This window comes from Streptomyces sp. NBC_00569 (assembly GCF_036345255.1).
Classification (GTDB): domain Bacteria; phylum Actinomycetota; class Actinomycetes; order Streptomycetales; family Streptomycetaceae; genus Streptomyces.
Map to the genome: position 1 here is coordinate 7,235,217 of NZ_CP107783.1, position 16,612 is coordinate 7,251,828.

Sequence of the window (16,612 nt, forward strand, 5' to 3'; positions counted from 1 at the left end):
TTCGGGTTCCGATCGTTGTGATGACCGGGCACGCCACCGCCACCGCAGACAGGCTGGAGGCCCCGCCCCGCGCACCCGAAGGACACCGCCATGAGCAACCCGCCGCCCCTCGCCGGAGGCCCCCAAGGCCCCCAAGCCCTGCGGCCGTTGCTCGACACCGTCCTCGACGCACTCCACGACGGAGCCACCGCCCGAGGCGGCCCCCTCCCCGCCGGCGGCCCCCACACCGTCACCACCCGCCTGCGCGAGCTCACCGGCGACCCCCTGCCCGACCACGGCAGCGGCCCCGACACCGCGCTGCGCACCCTCGTACAGGCCCTCGCCGAAGGCGCCGCCGACCCCGCCGACCCCCTGTGCGCGGCCCACCTCCACTGCCCGCCCCTCGCCCTCGCGACCGCCGCCGACCTCGCCGTGTCCGCCCTCAACCCCTCCATGGACTCCTGGGACCAGGCCCCCGCCGCATCCGCCCTCGAAACCCTCGTCACCGACGCACTCGCCCACGAGGTCTACGGCGACACAGACCACCCCGGCAGGCCCGGTCGGTCAGACAGGACCGGCCGGCCCGGCCACCCCCAGGCACTGGTCACCACCGGCGGCACCGAAGCCAACCAGCTCGCCGTCCTCCTCGCCCGCGAGAGCCACGCCTCACAGGGCCCCCTCCAGCTCATCACCGGCGCCAACGCCCACCACTCCCTGCCCCGCGCCGCCTGGCTCCTCGGCCTGCCCGACCCCGTCACCGTGCCCGCGCCCTCCGGCACCCTCGACCCCGCGGCGCTCGACGAAGCCCTCACCGACCTGCCCGGACCCAAACTCGTCACCGCCACCGCCGGAACGACCGACGCGGGCCTCATCGACCCCCTCACGGAGATCGCCGACGTCTGCGAACACCACGGTGCCCGCCTCCACATCGACGCGGCCTACGGCGCCGGGCTCCTGTTCAGCCCCACCCGCCGCGCACAGCTCACCGGCCTCGACCGCGCCGCCACCGTCACCCTCGACCTCCACAAACTCGGCTGGCAACCCGTCGCCGCCGGCCTCCTCGCCGTACGCGACCCCGCCGACCTCACCCCCCTCACCCACCACGCCGACTACCTCAACGCCGACGACGACACCGAAGCCGGCCTGCCCGACCTCCTCGACCGCTCCCTGCGCACCACCCGACGCCCCGACATCCTCAAAATCGCCGTCACCCTCAAAGCCCTGGGCCGCACCGGACTCGGCGCCCTCGTCGACCAAGTCTGCGACCAGGCAGAGGAGTTCGCCGCCACCCTGCAAGCCCACCCCGACTTCGAGCTCTACGACACCCCCACCCTCAGCACCGTCCTCTTCCGCCCCCACAGCGCATCCGACGAGTGCACCGCCCACATCCGCCGCACCCTCCTCACCCAAGGCCGCGCCGTGCTCGGCCGCGCCCGCATGGACGGCCGGCTCTGGCTCAAAGCCACCCTGCTCAACCCGCACACCCAGCCGGGCGACCTGGCCCAGCTGCTGAAACTGGTGGAAGGAAACACATCCCGATGACCACCGCGCCCACCCCCAGGCCCCCGCGACCCGAAGCACCCCGCGACCTCGTCGGCATCGGCATCGGCCCCTTCAACCTCTCCCTCGCCGCTCTCGCCCACCCCCTCACCGAACTCGACACCGCCTTCTACGAACAACGCCCCGCCTTCCACTGGCACCCCGGCCTCCTCATCGACGGCGCCACCCTCCAAGTCCCCTTCCTCGCCGACCTCGTCACCCTCGCCGACCCCGCAAGCCACTGGACGTTCCTCAACTACCTCAAAACCCGCGAACGCCTCTTCCCCTTCTACTTCGCCGAGCGCTTCCACATCCAGCGCGCCGAATACGACGCCTACTGCCGCTGGGTCAGCGAAAACCTCCCCGGACTCCACTTCGGCCACCAGGTCGAAGCCGTCCGCTGGAACCCCGAACACCGCCTCTTCGAAGTCGACTTCAGCCAACTCGACACCGAAGGCGAAGCCGAAGCACTAGGCCGCACCTACACCAAGAACGTCGTACTCGGCGTCGGCACCGCCCCCTACATCCCCGAACCCCTGCGCCCCCTCGCCGAAGCCCCCACCGTCCCCGTCATCCACTCCGCCGACTACCTCACCCACCGCGAAGAACTCCTCGCCGCCGACCACATCACCGTCATCGGATCAGGCCAGTCCGGTGCCGAGATCTTCCTCGACCTCCTCAAGAACCGCCCCCAAGGCCGGGAAAAACTCCACTGGCTCGCCCGCAGCGAAGCCTTCGCCCCCATGGAGTACTCCAAGCTCGGCCTCGAACACTTCACCCCCGACTACACCCGCTACTTCCACCACCTCCCCGAAGACGTACGCGACGGACTCGTCCCCGCCCAATGGCAGCTCCACAAAGGCATCGACGCCGAAACCATCGCCGCCATCCACGACGAGCTCTACCAGCGCACCCTCCACGGAGGCTGGCCCGACGCCACCCTCACCCCCGGCGTCCTCGTCCGCACCGCCGGCCGCGTCGCCACCACCAGAGTCGAACTCCACCTCGAACACCGACGGCAGAACACCCGCTCCCGCCTCACCACCGACGCCGTCGTCCTCGCCACCGGCTACCGCGAGCGCCCCCTCGACCAGATCCTCACCGGCCTGGCCCCCCACCTGCGCCGCGACAACGCCGAACGCCCCCGCATCGACGAACAGTTCCGCCTCGTCCTCGACCCCACCGTCACCGACACCGGCAGCAACGTCTACGTACAGAACGCCGAACGCCACAGCCACGGAGTCGGCGCCCCCGACCTCGGCCTCGCCGCCTGGCGCAGCGCCACCATCCTCAACACCCTCACGGGCAAGGACCCCTACCCCCTACCGCAGCGCACCGCCTTCACCACCTTCGGCCTCACCACCGACGAAAACCGCGCCCCCCGGACCCAGTCCGGAGAACGCGGCACATCTCATCTCATCGAGCTCAAGAACTAGAACACCGGCGTACCGTCCCGCGTCAGCCGCCAGTCCACCGAAGCGAACTCCGCCGGGTCCAGGGTGCCCTTCGCGGTCACCCACTCGGCGATCCGCGTACGGATCTCCGTCGACTCCGACCACAGCTCCTGCGCCGACGCCACATGCGGGAACGCCCCACCACCGTTCGCCCGGTAGTTGTTCACCGCGAACACGAACTTCTGCGCGTCGTCCAGCGCCGCACCCTGATACGTCAGGTTCTTGATCCGCGAACCCGCCGCCTGCGCGACGTCGATGTCGTACGAAAGCCCCGACACATAGTCGTAGTTGTAGTCCGGCCGGTTGTTCGCGTTCGTCAGCTTGTCCACGTCCACGACCGCACCCGCCGCCGTCTGTACGAAGTACTCCGCAGAGAACTCCAGGTACGCCCGCACCTGCGCCCCCGTCATCAACTTCGCGACCAGCGTGTTGTCGTACACGTACAGACCCGACAGATCCCGGATCGTCACCTCGCCCGCCGGGATCGACGACGTACGCGAGAACGGCGAAGCCTGCGAAAGGACCGGCAGCGACGCGTACTCCGTCGACGCCAGCGCCTTCTTCACCACATCCGCCTGCACCGTGTTGATCAGGTCGATGATCGGCGCGTCCTTGTACCGCGCGTCGACCGTCGTCAGCTCCACCGTCGCCCGGCCCACGACCTGATTCACGTACGTCACCACCGCGGCATGCTCGTCCCGCAGCAGCTTCGTGATCTTCGGATCGTCCGCGACCGTCCTGGAGTCACGCAGCGACGCCTTGACGGACTCGACCGACCAACGCCCCTTCTCCCACACCAGATCGAAGTCGAACAGCGTCAGCCGCTCCGCGAAGCACAACGGCTCCGACAGCACGACCGCCTTGCCCGTCTTCTCGTTCGTCACCAGCTGCTGGGGAATCTCCACATGCGCGTGCCCCACGAGAATCGCGTCGATACCCGGCACCAGCCGCGCCACATTCGCCGCCGCGTTCTCCACGTACGGAACCTGATCCCCGTACGACGACGTACCCGAAGCCCCCGAGTGCGCCGACACGATCACCACGTCCGCACCCATCGACCGCAGCTTCGGAACCCACTTCGCGGCCTGCTCCTCAAGCCCGGGGAACTTCAACTTGCCCTGCACATAAGCCTTGTCCCAGATCGCGATCCCCGGATTCGTCAGCCCGAGCACCGCCACCTTCACGTCCCTGCCGTGCGGCGTGCGTAGCCGCTTCATGAAGTACGGCGGGAACGCGGGCTTCTCCGTCTTCGCATCCACCGCGTTCGCACCCAGCAGCGGGAAGTCACACTGCGACTCGAATTTACGCAGCGTCTCGATCCCGTAGTTGAACTCGTGGTTCCCCAGCGCCACCGCGTCATAGCCGATCGAATTCATCGCCTGAGCCATCGGATGCACCGGACCACCCTTCGCGGTGATCGGATCCACCTTCGCGAAGTAGTACGTCAGCGGCGTCCCCTGGATCGTGTCACCCGCGTCGATCAGCAGCGTGTTGTGCCGGCCCCGCTCCGCACGGATCTCCTCCACCAGCGTCGAGATCCGCGACAGACCCATCGCGTTACCCGCCGGATCCGAGTACTCCGCGTCCTTGAAATAGTCCCAGTTGAAGACATGACCATGCAGGTCCGTCGTCCCCATGACGGTGAACGAGTAACGCTTGTGCCCCTTCGGCCGCCCCCCGTGCGCCTGCGCGGCCGGCGCCGACACCGCCCCGGTCAACGCCACGGCCGCACCCGTAGCAGCGGACTTGCCCAGAAACTTCCGGCGATTCAACGGCATCTCAGATCCCCTCCGGCACCACTCATCGACAGTTGCAACGCGCGTAGATTCTGGCCCCTCAACCCAACACGCAACAGACCCACGAGGTTTCAATCCGATGACTGTCCGATGCGCTGCTGCCAAAGTGACCCCATGACCCCCGACGAAACGACCCCCGAAGGACAACCCGCCCCCACCCCCTACGGCACCCCCCAAGCCCCCCGCATCGCCGTCCGCGGCGAAGCCCGCATCGAAACCGACCCCGACCTCGCCCGCATCGGCATCACCCTCAGCGCCCGCGGCACCGACCGCCGCGAAGCCCTCACCGACCTCACCCGCCGCAACACCGCCACCCTCGACCTCATCAAAAGCTACGGAGAAGCCATCGAAAAGATCGAGACCGGCGCCTTCTCCGTCACCCCCGAACTCACCCGCCACGGCCGCACCGAACGCATCCGCGCCTACCACGGCCGCGTCCTCATCACCGCCGAACTCACCGACTTCACCGCACTCGGCGAACTCACCACCCGCCTCGCCGACCAGGACCTCACCCGCGTCGACGGCCCCTGGTGGTCCCTGCGCCCCGACTCACCCGTCCACCGCACCGCCCGCCAACAAGCAGTCCACGAAGCTGTCCAACGCGCCCGCGAATACGCCGAAGCCCTCGGCACCCGCCTCGCCGCCCTCATCGAACTCGCCGACACCGGAGCCGAGGACCCCGACCGCTACGGACCCGTCCCCGGCGCACCCCACATGCGCATGGCCGCCTACTCCGGCGCCCCCGACGACACCCCCGCACCCCTCGACCTCGAACCCCAGCGCCAAACCGTCTACGCCAACGTCAACGCCCGATTCACCATGCACCCACCCGAGCTGGAATAACCCCGCCGTCCGAACAACCGAACCGAAATACATGCTCATCGGAGCACCCCCATGCACAATTCAACACTTGTCAATAACCCTTCACGCAAAGGTGGTTGGGTAGTCACGCACAACCAATTCCCTACCCGCCGGTAAGCCCTAGGCTCGAAGCATGCGCCGAGCAAAGATCGTCTGCACCCTGGGCCCCGCCACCGACTCGTACGAGCAGATCAAGGCACTCGTCGAAGCCGGAATGGACGTAGCCCGCTTCAACCTCAGCCACGGCACCTACGCCGAACACGAGGAGCGCTACCACCACGTCCGAAAGGCCTCCGACGAAACCGGCCGCAGCGTCGGAATCCTCGCCGACCTTCAAGGCCCGAAGATCAGACTCGGACGCTTCCGCGAAGGCCCCGTACTCCTTGAACGCGGCGACGAATTCACCATCACCGTCGAACCCGACATCCAAGGCGACCGCCAGACCTGCGGAACCACCTACGACGGCCTCGCCGCCGACGTCACCACCGGCGAACGCATCCTCGTTGACGACGGAAAAGTCACCCTCGAAGTCACCGGCGTCGAAGGCCCCCGCGTCCACACCGTCGTCATCGAAGGCGGCATGGTCTCCGACCACAAAGGCCTCAACCTCCCCGGCGTAGCCGTCTCCGTCCCCGCACTCAGCGACAAGGACCAGGAAGACCTCCGCTGGGCCCTGCGCACCGGCGCCGACGTCATCGCCCTCTCCTTCGTCCGCAGCGGACGCGACATCGAAGACGTCCACCGCATCATGGAAGAGGAAGACCGCCGCCTCCCCGTCATCGCCAAGGTCGAAAAGCCCCAGGCCGTCGACAACATCGACGACATCGTCGCCGCCTTCGACGGAATCATGGTCGCCCGCGGCGACCTCGGCGTCGAAATGCCCCTCGAACAAGTCCCCATCGTCCAAAAGCGCGCCATCAAACTCGCCAAGCGCAACGCCAAACCGGTCATCGTCGCGACCCAGATGCTCGACTCGATGATCGACAACTCGCGGCCCACCCGCGCCGAGGCGAGCGACGTCGCCAACGCCGTCATCGACGGCACCGACGCCGTCATGCTCTCCGGCGAGACCAGCGTCGGCAAATACCCCGTCGAAACGGTCCGCACCATGGGCCGCATCATCGAAGCGGCCGAGGAAGACATCCTCGCCAAGGGGCTCCCGCCCCTCACCGACCGCAACAAACCCCGCACCCAAGGCGGAGCCGTCGCCCGCGCCGCAGCCGAAATGGGCGACTTCCTCGGTGCGAAGTTCCTGGTGGCCTTCACCCAGTCCGGCGACACGGTCCGCCGCCTCTCCCGCTACCGCTCACCCATCCCGCTCCTGGCCTTCACCCCGACCCCGTCCACCCGCTCCCAGCTCAACCTCACCTGGGGCGTGGAGACCTTCCTCGGCCCCCACGTCGACTCCACCGACGCGATGGTCGACCAGGTCGACGAGCTCCTCCTCCAGTACGGCCGCTGCCGCAAGGGCGACATCGTCGTCATCACGGCCGGCTCCCCGCCCGGAGTCTCCGGCTCCACCAATCTGGTCCGCGTCCACCACATCGGCGAGGACGACAGCCCGAAGTAGGGACCAGGGTCAGGTCAGTATTTGGGGCCTACATGGGTGTCCATGAGGGCGACCGAGGCTTTGCGGGCGATGGAGATGTTGCGATGGTTCGCCCGTCGCCACTCGACGCCCACTGTGTCCAGGGTGTCGGTGAAGAGCGTGATGATGTCGCCCGACAGGTTGGTGAAGAAGTACCGGGGATACTCGTAGCGCTTGAGCTCGCCGGCGATGACCTTCTCGGTCCAGTTGATGATCCGGCATCCATCGGAGTGGATGAGTCCTCGGATCAACTCCCACGGATGAGCGCCGACGATCTCCTGCTGCCAGGATTCCAGCACGATATTCCGGTCGTGCTTCTTGCCGGGGCCGTGCTGAGGGAAGAGGCAGGGCCAGTGTTTGCTGGTGGTGGTGACTGCTATGCAGCCCAGCTTCTTGACGCGACACACACTGTTGTCCGGGCGTACCGATCGCATGGCCGCTTCGCAGGCGTCGATAAGACCAGGCCAGGCATTGTCCATGACGATGCGGAGGAAGTGGACGCCCCGTCGGTGTTCGTTGATGCAGCCATCGCCCAGATAGAGGCCCAACAGGTAGGAGTACGCCGCTTGGTCCTCTGGCAACCCTCGGGCGTCGCCGCATCTGGGACAGGGAAGACCCGAGCGCTTGCGCGGTTCGACGTCGACCTGCCAGGAGCGGATTGCGGCCCGGGAGACCCCGGTCTCCTTGCTCGCCGAGTTCAGGCTGTGTCCCTGGGCGACCAGAGCCAGTGCTCGCTTGCGTGTACCCATGTCGTACATGCGCCACTCTGTGCGGCTGATCGTTACGACACGCAGCAAAAAGCGGATGTTCACGAGAACGTGTACATCCGCCTTATGTGGCAACCTTGCAATCCAAGGAAAAGTGCCCCGAGTCGGATTCGAACCGACGCTGTATGGGTTTTGAATCCATGGCCTCTACCGCTGGGCTACCGGGGCCCCTTCGAAACGAAGGTCAGCGGTCACCCGCTGTGCCACCACCTTACCGCAGCTAGGTACGCTCTTGGGAGCAGTACCCCTGCCCTGAACTAGGAGCTATCGTGACCGCCCCCGAGTCGCCCCAGCCCGTAGACGCGCCCGACGACGACAAGTCGCACGTCCCGCCGCTGACGACCCGTGTCGTCATCGCCGAGGACGAGGCTCTGATCCGTCTCGACCTCAAAGAGATGCTCGAGGAAGAGGGCTACTCCGTCGTCGGTGAGGCCGGTGACGGTGAGCAGGCGGTCGAGCTGGCGCGTGAGCACAAGCCCGATCTGGTGATCCTGGATGTGAAGATGCCGAAGATGGACGGCATCTCGGCGGCGGAGAAGATCGCGGAGGAGTCGATCGCTCCGGTGCTGATGCTGACGGCGTTCTCGCAGCGCGATCTGGTGGAGCGGGCGCGGGACGCGGGTGCGATGGCGTATCTGGTGAAGCCGTTCAGCAAGAGCGATGTCGTTCCTGCCATCGAGATGGCGGTGTCGCGGTTCCAGGAGCTGAAGACGCTGGAGAACGAGGTCGCGGACCTGACTCTGCGGCTGGAGACGCGGAAGCTGGTGGACCGGGCGAAGTCGGTGTTGCAGACGGAGTACGGCCTGACGGAGCCGGCGGCGTTCCGTTGGATTCAGAAGACGTCGATGGATCGTCGTCTTTCGATGCAGCAGGTGGCTGAGGCGGTTATTCAGGACGCCGAGGAGAAGAAGGCGGCGAAGGGCTGAGTTCCGCCCGCGTCGGTCGTGGCTGAGGCCCGTACCCCTTCGGGGGTACGGGCCTCAGCCGTATGTGCGGGCGGGCTCAGTCTTCGCCGAGGTAGGCCTTGCGGACGGATTCGTCGTGGAGGAGGTCCTGGCCCGTGCCGGAGAGGACGACGGAGCCGACTTCCATGACGTGGCCGTGGTCGGCGAGGGAGAGCGCGGCCTGGGCGTTCTGTTCGACCAGGAGGATGGTCGTGCCCTGGGACTTGAGTTCGACGATGGTCGCCATGATCTTCTGCATCATGATCGGGGAGAGGCCCATGGAGGGTTCGTCGAGCATGAGCAGTTTGGGCTGGGACATGAGGGCGCGGCCCATGGCGAGCATTTGCTGTTCGCCGCCCGAGAGGGTTCCCGCGGCTTGCTTTCGGCGTTCGCCGAGGATGGGGAAGAGGTCGTAGGCGCGCTGGATGTCTTTTTCGATGCCGGCGGTGTCCTTGCGGAGGAACGCTCCGAGCTGGAGGTTCTCGGCGATGGAGAGCCGGGGGAAGATGCGTCGGCCTTCGGGGGAGTGGGCGAGGCCCATGGCGACGATCTTGTGTGCGGGGACGCCGGTGAGGGGTTTCCCGTCGAAGGTGATTTTGCCGCTGAGGGGCTTGAGGAGTCCGGACAGGGTGCGCAGGGTGGTCGTCTTGCCGGCGCCGTTGGTGCCGATGAGGGTGACGACTTCGCCTTGTTGGACGCTGAAGGAGATTCCCTTGACGGCTTCGATCTTGCCGTAGGCGACCTTGAGGTCTTCTACTTCGAGGAGCGCGCTCACTGGTCGTCTCCTTCCGTTGCGTGTGCTTCCGCGGCTTCGACTGCGGCTGCGGCGGTGTCTTCGGGGGCGCCTTCGAAGGGTTCGCCGAGGTAGGCGGCGATGACGCGTTCGTCGCCCTGGACGACTTCGGAGGTGCCTTCGACGAGCTTTTCGCCTTGGACGAGGCAGGCGACGCGGTCGCTGAGGTTGAAGATGAAGCGCATGTCGTGCTCGATGACGAGGACGGCGATGCCGCGGTCGCGGATGGCGAAGACGAGGTCTTCGGTGGCGCGGGTCTCCTGCGGGTTCATCCCGGCGGTGGGCTCGTCGAGGAGGAGCAGGCCGGGCTCGCTGGCCATGGCGCGGGCGATTTCGAGCTTGCGCTGTTCGCCGTAGGGGAGGTTGCGGGAGAGGTGGTCTGCCTTGTGGGCGAGGCCGATGAACTCCAGCAGTTCCATGGCGTGTTCGCGGGAGGTCGCTTCTGCCTTGCGGAAGCCGGGGCCGCGGAGGAGGGCGGACCAGAGGCCTTCCTTGGTGCGGGTGTGGCGGCCGACGAGGACGTTTTCCAGGACGGTCATGTTGGCGAAGAGCCGGATGTTCTGGAAGGTGCGGGCGATGCCGGCGCTGGTGACGAGGTGCGGCTTGGGGGGCAGCACGGTGCCTTTGTAGGCGACTTTGCCCTCGGTGGGGACGTAGAGGCCGGTGAGGCAGTTGAAGAAGGTGGTCTTGCCCGCGCCGTTGGGGCCGATGAGGCCGACGATCTCTCCGGCGTTGACGGTGAGGTCGACGTTGCGTACGGCGGTGAGGCCGCCGAAGCGCATGGTGACGCCGGTGGCTTCGAGGACGGGGCTGAGGGCTGTGGTGGTGGTCATGGTGGTTACGCCCCTGCCTTGGTGACGCCGACGGTGGAGTCGGGCAGGCCCTGTTCGGGGATGTGGACGGTGTCGTCGCTCTCGTGGAACTCGAGTTGGCGGCGGCGGTTGGCGATGATGCCTTCGGGGCGGAAGCGCATGAGGAGGACGAGTGCGACGCCGAAGGCGAGGAGCTGGTACTCCTTCAGGAAGCTGAGCTTCTCGGGGAGCATGTAGAGGAGGGTGGCGCCGAGGATCGGTCCGTTGACGGTGCCCATGCCGCCGAGGACGACGGCGGCGAGGAGGAACGCGGAGTTCGGGGGCACGGAGCCGGCGAACTGGTACGGGGCCGGGTTGACGCTGTAGCCGACGTGGGCGCTGACCGTTCCGGCGAGGCCGGCGAGGGAGGCGCCGAGGGCGAAGGCGATGAGCTTGACGCGGAAGCCGTTGATGCCCATGGCGGTGGCGGCGGTCTCGTCCTCGCGGATGGCGATCCAGGAGCGGCCGATGCGGGAGTCCGCGGCGCGGTTGAAGACGAGGACGACGATCGCGGTGATGAGCAGCATCAGCAGGAAGTAGTTCGCGAAGCGGCCGAGGGTGATTCCGCCGACGTCGTGGGTGCTTCCGAAGTTGAACCCGAAGATGTTGAGGTCCGGGATCATGGAGATGCCGTTGGGGCCGTTGGTGAGGTTGGGGCCGGAGGTGCCGTCGAGGTTATTGACGGTGATGCGGAAGATCTCTCCGAAGCCCAGGGTCACGATGGCGAGGTAGTCGCCGCGCAGGCGCAGGGTGGGGGCGCCGATGAGGACGCCGAAGACGAGCGACGCGAGCATGCCGGTGAGCATGGCGGCCCAGAAGGGGAACTGGACGCCGGTGAAGCGGGAGAACTCGGAGCCGGAGACGAGGGCGGCCGCGTAGGCGCCGACGCCGAGGAAGGCGACGTATCCGAGGTCGAGGAGGCCGGTGAGGCCGACGACGATGTTGAGGCCGAGGGCGACGGTGGCGACGACGAGGATGTTCACGCCGAGGTTGGAGTTGTGCTCGTTGTTCTCGACGAAGGGGAAGAGCGCTGCCGCGAGGAAGGCCATGGAGGTGGCGAATCCCTTGTGGCCGGCGTTGAGCTGCGCGAAGCGGTCGAACAGTCCTGCGCTGAACAGGGACCAGGTGCCGAGGACGACGAGGAAGATGTAGCCCAGGAACGTTTCGCTCGCGTCGGGGTCGACGCCGACGCCGTAGGCGAAGACGATCAGCGCGAGGGCGGTGGCGCCGGTGATGACGAGGCGTTCGCCCCAGGCGGGGAGCTGGGCGGCCGGGGGGATGCGTCCGGGCTTGGTGACGAAGTCTTTGAAGGTGTCACCGGGCTTGGGGAGCGCGAGGGCGCCGGCCAGGGCGATGGCGGAGCCGACGGCGGCGATGTAGGCGCCGGGGTCGAGTGCGACGAGGCCCTTGAGGTCGACGGCGATCGCGATGGCGCTGAACCAGCTGACGGCGAACGCGGCAGCGGTGGCGAGGAGCACGGGCTGGGTGGCGCGTGCCGGGTTGAGCCAGCCGAGGCCGCGGACGTCGAAGAGGGTCAGGGCGAAGAGGAGGGTGAGGGCGCCGGCGACGAGGTCGAGGATCTGGAGTCCGGCCGGGGAGCCGTAGTAGGTGAGGTCCCCGGGGAAGTCGGACGTGTAGGTCCAGGACATGAAGGCGCTGGCGATGGTGGCGACGGCGCCGACGGCGATGAGGATGCGGGCCGTGGTCTGGGGGAGCGCGATGAGACCGCGGGCAGGGGTGGTGGTGTCTGTGGTTGCCATGGTGCTCACGCCCTGTCCGCGACGCGTTCGCCGATGAGGCCTTGTGGCCTGAACAGCAGTACGAGGATGAGGAGTACGAAGGCCCAGACGGAGGACCAGCCGCCGCCGCCGAGCTGCTGCATGCCGGGGATGCCGTCGATGTAGCTGGTGGCCATGGTTTCGGCGAGGCCGAGGACCAGGCCGCCGATCATGGCGCCGTAGATGTTGCCGATGCCGCCGAGGACGGCCGCGGTGAAGGCCTTGAGGCCCATCTGGAAGCCCATGTCGTACTTGACCGTGCCGTAGCGCAGGCCGTACGAGACGGCTGCGACGGCGGCGAAGAAGCCGCCGATGGCGAAGGCGATGACGATGATGCGGTTGGTGTCGATGCCCATGAGCTGCGCGGTGTCAGGGTCCTGCGCGGTGGCCTGCATGGCGCGGCCGGTGCGGGAGAGGCTGACGAACAGGGCGAGGGCCGCCATGCAGAGGGGGGCGGCGATGATGACGAAGACGCTGCCGCTCTGGATGCTGATGGAGCCGATGTGGACGGGTCCGAAGGGCAGTTGGGGGAACTTGAGGTCGTTCTTGGCGTTCGGGTACCAGTTGAAGACGACCTGCTGGAGCGCGAGCGACAGACCGATGGCGGTGATCAGCGGGGCGAGGCGTGGTGCTCCGCGCAGTGGTCGGTAGGCGAAGCGTTCGGCCCCGATGGCGATGAGGACGGAGACGATTCCGCCGCCTATCAGCATCGCGGGGAGGGCTATCCACATGGATGTGCCGTTGGGTAGAACGTAGAGGTAGACCGTGAGTGCGCCGAAGCCGCCGGTCATGAAGATCTCGCCGTGGGCGAAGTTGATGAGCTGGACGATGCCGTACACCATCGTGTAGCCGATGGCGATCAGCCCGTACATCGAGCCGAGGAACAGCCCGTTGGCCAGCTGCTGCGGCAGGGTGTTCACCGCATGGCCTCCATGTGGTGGGGAGAGGTTGAGCAGGGCGTATGAAGCGGGCCGCGCGGTGACGGGTGGTCATGGCCGCGCGGCCCAGGGGTGGTGCTGGGGGCGTGTCCCGGTGGTTTCGACCGGGTCGGCGGTTCGGTGGGGCCGTGGCCCTCGGTGACCGAACCGCCTGGTGGCCCGGGGTGGTGCGGATCAGCCGTTGAACGTGCCGCTCTTGACGGCCTTCCACTTGCCGTCGACGACCTGGTAGACGGTGAGCTGCTTGTTCGTGGTGTCGCCGTACTCGTCGAAGGAGACGGGGCCGGCGATGCCGTCGAACTTGGTCTTCTGGACCTCGCCGACGATCTTGGTGCGGGCGTCGGAGGGGACCTTGCCGTCCTTCACGACGTTGCCGATCGCCTTGATGATGGCGGTGGCGGCGTCGTAGGAGTAGCCGCCGTACGTGCCGTAGTCGCCCTTGAGGCCGGAGGCCTTGTACTTCTTGATGAAGTCGGCGGCGGAGGGCAGGGAGTCGACGGGCTGGCCGACCGAGGTGGCGAGGTCGCCTTCGGAGGTCTTGCCGGCGGTCTGGATGTAGGTGTCGCTGAACATGCCGTCACCGCCGAACAGCGGGACCTTGGCTCCGCCGTCCTTGAGCTGCTTGGTGAGCTTCTCGGACTCGTCGTACTGGCCGCCGTAGTAGACGAGGTCGGCCTTGGAGTTCTTGATCTTGGTGACGAGGGCGGAGAAGTCCGTGTCGCCGGTGTTGACGTGGTCCTCGCCCGTGACCTTGCCGCCGGCCTTGGTGAAGCCGGCCTTGAAGAGCTTGGCGAGGCCGGCACCGTAGGTCTGCTTGTCGTCGACGACGAACACCTTGCGCTTCTTCAGCGTGCTGTAGGCGTAGTCGGCCGCGAAGCCGCCCTGCAGGGCGTCGGTGGTGGCGGTGCGGAAGTAGGTCTTGAACGGGCGGGACTTGGAGGTCTGCCAGTTCTTGCCCTGGGTGAGCTCGGGGGCCGTGTTGGACGGAGAGATCTCGACCAGGTTGGCGGTGGCGAAGACCTGCTGCATCTGGGTGGCGACACCGGAGTTCAGCGGGCCGACGACGCCGAGGACCTTCTCGTTCTGGACGAGCTGGGTGGCGTTGGACTGGCCCTGGGCCGGGATCGCCTTGTCGTCGAGCGCCTGGACCTTGAAGGTCACGCCGGGAACGGTGTTGTTCTTGTTGGCGTCGTTCACGGCGATCTGCACGCCGCCCTGGATGCCGAGGCCGGTGGCGGAGTTCTGGCCGGTGAGCGGGGCGTCGACGCCGATGACGACGGTGGTCTTCTTGCTGCTGTCGCTGCCCTTGTTGTCGTCGCGCGATCCGCAGGCGGTGAGCGTGAGTGCTCCGGTGGTGAGCACGGTGGTCATGATGAGCAAGGAACGGTGTCGCACGATCAATCCTCTCCCTGGCGCGGCCCCCGTGGTTGGGGGCCGTGTGTCTCGCCGGGCCGTACTGGGGTGGTACAGGGCCGTGCAGCAGACGCGCCCGGCGGCGCGGTGACTGGCCGTGACTATAAGCGCAGGTGGGTGGGGTGGGGAGCTGAGGAGGGAAGGATGTGACGCTCTTGTTATGACGCGGTGCTCGTCGGTGGGTGCAGTGGGGGCGATTGGGACTTCTGGCCGGAAGGCGTCGGCGCTCGCATGTAGAGAACATGCTGTTCCGCTACGGAACTTGGGGTGATCTTGATCCTTACGGGCGGGAGTGTGCCGTCGGGGAGGCCGATGCCGGGCGCTTCGGGGAGCGGTGGCTCGCGCTCCGCATTGCTCTGTTGCGGCAGAGGTAACTGATTGTTACTTCCGTGTGAGATCCGTTCGCGGTCCGCGGGGCGGCCCATGCCCCCTTGGTGCGGTCCGCAGGCGGCGTGCGGTGAGGTGGCGAGATCGCGGGGGCAGGCGCCGCCGAAGAGGTAGCTGTGCTGCTGCTGTGCCTGACGGTTCCGTAGGCCGAGGTCGAGGTGCGGCAGCGTGAGGCCGGGCGGCAGGGCGGCGCACTTGTGTACGGAGATGAGCACAGTGAGGGGTTTCGGGGTGCCGCCCTTCACTGTCAGTGGCAGCGCGGAGGTGGCGTGTGTACTCAATTCCGCCAGTCGGGTGCGCACTTGACGGATGATCACGGGATGGGTGTCGCGTAGGGAGACGGTGCAGCGGAAGGTGGCGGCGCGCGGGTGGCGCGGGCCCGACGGGCCGCTTCCTTCGGAGTGGAGGAAGGTGGCCTGGCGGGCCAGTGGGCGGGTGTCACCGGGGTGGTGGTGAGGGCTGTGTGCGCGTGGGTGCCCGTGATGGCTGCGGCGGCGGGCAGGGCTTGCAGGGTGCGGTGCAGGCGTGGCGGAAGGGCTTCCCAACCCTCGTGGAGGCGGAGGGAGTTGAGGGAACAGGCCCACAGGGTGTCGGTGCGGGCGGGGGCGTGCGGGGTGCCGTCGCCGGAGGGGGCGGCTCGACGGGTCCGATACCGGCCATGCTCCACGCCGGTGCGGAGGAGACGGTTCCGCCCATGTGGGTGGGGTCAACCGACGCGTGTCGGCGGTCAGTTGAGTCGTGGGCCGGTCCGGGCGGGCGCCTGAGCTGCGGCGGCTGGGGGGACGCCTTCGCGTGGGCCGAACTCGCGTCGGCGGCGGTGTGCCGCACAGTCCGGCTTCCGTCCCCTGATCAACGTCTGCGCTGCCCGGCGCGGCTGCGGTGGCCGGTCCGCGCCGGGAACAGCGGCGTGAAGGTGCGTGATCGTTGTGGCGCCCTGTGACGGGCCGGCCCGGTCGGAATCGGACCAGCCCTGTCACGGACGAGCCCTGTGGCGGATCAGCGGCCCGTCGTGGGCCGGCCCCGCGACGGGAGCCCTGCGGCGGACGGGAGAGGTCTCAGCTCTTGGGCATGTCCTTGAGGAGGCACGTCAGGCGGGCCGAGCAGACCCGCCGGTCCTGCTCGTCGGTGATCACGATCTCGTACGTGGCCGTGGAGCGGCCGCGGTGTACGGGGGTGGCGACGCCGGTGACGAGGCCGGAGCGGGCGCCGCGGTGGTGCGTGCAGTTCAGGTCGACGCCGACGGCGATCTTGGAGCTGCCGCCGTGGAGCATCGAGCCGACGGAGCCGAGGGTCTCGGCGAGGACCGCGGAGGCGCCGCCGTGCAGGAGGCCGTAGGGCTGGGTGTTGCCCTCGACGGGCATGGTGCCGACGACGCGCTCGGGGGACGCTTCCTTGATCTGGACGCCCATGCGGGTGCCGAGGTCCCCTGCGGAGAACAGGGCGGGCAGGTCGACGCCGAGCGCCGCGTACTCGTCGATGATCTCTTGCGGGAACTTCACGCTGCTGTGCTCGCCCATGGTGCCC

Annotated in this window: 13 protein-coding genes and 1 tRNA gene; 5 read left to right on the plus strand and 9 right to left on the minus strand. The window is 67.7% G+C overall.

Translation table 11 applies throughout. The features are described from left to right. The first annotated feature begins 90 nt into the window (after window positions 1-90). Window positions 91-1,521, plus strand: a complete 1,431-nt coding sequence (locus OHO83_RS32520) for a pyridoxal phosphate-dependent decarboxylase family protein (RefSeq protein ID WP_330280120.1) — start codon at window positions 91-93, stop codon at window positions 1,519-1,521. Then, window positions 1,518-2,954, plus strand: coding sequence for a lysine N(6)-hydroxylase/L-ornithine N(5)-oxygenase family protein (locus OHO83_RS32525; RefSeq protein ID WP_330280121.1), 1,437 nt, complete (start codon window positions 1,518-1,520; stop codon window positions 2,952-2,954). Before OHO83_RS32520 ends, OHO83_RS32525 begins: the two co-directional genes overlap by 4 nt. On the opposite strand, the gene OHO83_RS32530 is transcribed toward OHO83_RS32525, so the two are convergent. Continuing rightward, window positions 2,951-4,750, minus strand: coding sequence for a bifunctional metallophosphatase/5'-nucleotidase (locus tag OHO83_RS32530; protein ID WP_330280122.1), 1,800 nt, complete (start codon window positions 4,748-4,750; stop codon window positions 2,951-2,953). The genes OHO83_RS32525 and OHO83_RS32530 overlap by 4 nt on opposite strands. 132 nt (window positions 4,751-4,882) lie before the next feature. Between OHO83_RS32530 and OHO83_RS32535 the strand changes: the two genes are divergently transcribed. Both OHO83_RS32535 and pyk read left to right on the plus strand, forming a co-directional pair. Then, window positions 4,883-5,611 carry an SIMPL domain-containing protein gene (locus OHO83_RS32535; protein WP_266669443.1) on the plus strand — a complete coding sequence of 243 codons (729 nt, stop codon included), beginning with the start codon at window positions 4,883-4,885 and terminating at the stop codon, window positions 5,609-5,611. Between the two features lie 151 nt (window positions 5,612-5,762). After that, a complete protein-coding gene (gene pyk, locus OHO83_RS32540; protein ID WP_266669441.1) occupies window positions 5,763-7,199 on the plus strand; it encodes a pyruvate kinase in 1,437 nt (478 codons plus the stop codon). A 14-nt stretch (window positions 7,200-7,213) separates the two neighbouring features. Here pyk and OHO83_RS32545 read toward each other — a convergent pair whose 3' ends face one another. Both OHO83_RS32545 and OHO83_RS32550 read right to left on the minus strand, forming a co-directional pair. Then, window positions 7,214-7,975, minus strand: a complete 762-nt coding sequence (locus OHO83_RS32545; RefSeq protein WP_329435652.1) for a transcriptional regulator — start codon at window positions 7,973-7,975, stop codon at window positions 7,214-7,216. A gap of 104 nt (window positions 7,976-8,079) precedes the next feature. After that, window positions 8,080-8,152, minus strand: a tRNA-Leu gene (locus OHO83_RS32550). Between the two features lie 101 nt (window positions 8,153-8,253). On the opposite strand from OHO83_RS32550, the gene OHO83_RS32555 reads away from it, so the two are divergent. Continuing rightward, window positions 8,254-8,910, plus strand: a complete 657-nt coding sequence (locus OHO83_RS32555; RefSeq protein WP_266669439.1) for an ANTAR domain-containing response regulator — start codon at window positions 8,254-8,256, stop codon at window positions 8,908-8,910. A gap of 76 nt (window positions 8,911-8,986) precedes the next feature. On the opposite strand, the gene OHO83_RS32560 is transcribed toward OHO83_RS32555, so the two are convergent. From OHO83_RS32560 to OHO83_RS32585, 6 genes are all read right to left on the minus strand, one after another. Further along, a complete protein-coding gene (locus tag OHO83_RS32560) occupies window positions 8,987-9,703 on the minus strand; it encodes an ABC transporter ATP-binding protein (RefSeq protein WP_266669438.1) in 717 nt (238 codons plus the stop codon). Next, window positions 9,700-10,554 carry an ABC transporter ATP-binding protein gene (locus OHO83_RS32565; protein ID WP_266669437.1) on the minus strand — a complete coding sequence of 285 codons (855 nt, stop codon included), beginning with the start codon at window positions 10,552-10,554 and terminating at the stop codon, window positions 9,700-9,702. The genes OHO83_RS32560 and OHO83_RS32565 overlap by 4 nt, the downstream gene beginning before the upstream one ends. A gap of 5 nt (window positions 10,555-10,559) precedes the next feature. Next, window positions 10,560-12,332 (minus strand): branched-chain amino acid ABC transporter permease, encoded by a 1,773-nt coding sequence (locus OHO83_RS32570; RefSeq protein ID WP_266669435.1) that lies wholly within the window; start codon window positions 12,330-12,332, stop codon window positions 10,560-10,562. Between the two features lie 5 nt (window positions 12,333-12,337). Beyond that, on the minus strand, window positions 12,338-13,270 hold the full coding sequence (locus tag OHO83_RS32575; RefSeq protein ID WP_266669433.1) for a branched-chain amino acid ABC transporter permease: 933 nt from the start codon (window positions 13,268-13,270) through the stop codon (window positions 12,338-12,340). Between the two features lie 192 nt (window positions 13,271-13,462). Then, entirely contained in the window at window positions 13,463-14,659 is a 1,197-nt protein-coding gene (locus tag OHO83_RS32580) for a branched-chain amino acid ABC transporter substrate-binding protein (protein WP_266669431.1), read from the minus strand. Between the two features lie 1,484 nt (window positions 14,660-16,143). Beyond that, window positions 16,144-16,605, minus strand: coding sequence for a PaaI family thioesterase (locus OHO83_RS32585; protein WP_266669429.1), 462 nt, complete (start codon window positions 16,603-16,605; stop codon window positions 16,144-16,146). Window positions 16,606-16,612: the final 7 nt, after the last annotated feature.